The sequence below is a fragment of the Aquabacterium sp. A08 genome (assembly GCF_011742065.1).
Genome location: NZ_JAAQQT010000489.1, coordinates 1 through 382, shown reverse-complemented (window position 1 = coordinate 382; position 382 = coordinate 1). Strand labels below are relative to the sequence as shown.

Sequence of the window (382 nt, the reverse complement as noted above, 5' to 3'; positions counted from 1 at the left end):
ACGCAGCATGCAGCTGCAGGCCACGCTGCACGACGGCGTGCTGACGCTGAGCAGCGACAAGGGCAGCGTGGCGCTGGAGCCGGTGCGCTGGAAGTAATCCTGCGCGCCTTCAGCGCAACAGCAGCGTCGGCACCGGCGCGGCGCGCAGCAGGCCGTTGGTCTTGCTGCCCATCAGCAGACCGCGCAGCAGGTAATGGCTGTAGGCCCCAATGACCGGCAGCCCCACCTGGTGCCTACCGCGCGCGCTGCCGTTGGGTCAGGCCGGGCCGAGCACCAGCAGCGCCAGGGCGGCCACCGCCGCCGTTTCGGCCCGCAGCACGCGGGGCCCCAGGCCGACCGGCGCCCAGCCCTGGCCCAGCAGGCGCTGTTCTTCGGCGGGCGA

General features: G+C 73.3%; 1 protein-coding gene. It reads right to left on the bottom strand.

The features are described 5' to 3' along the window. Nucleotides 1-256: 256 nt before the first annotated feature. A partial coding sequence (locus tag HA630_RS02790; protein ID WP_166832241.1) for a 16S rRNA (uracil(1498)-N(3))-methyltransferase occupies nucleotides 257-382 on the bottom strand: 126 nt, incomplete at its 5' end.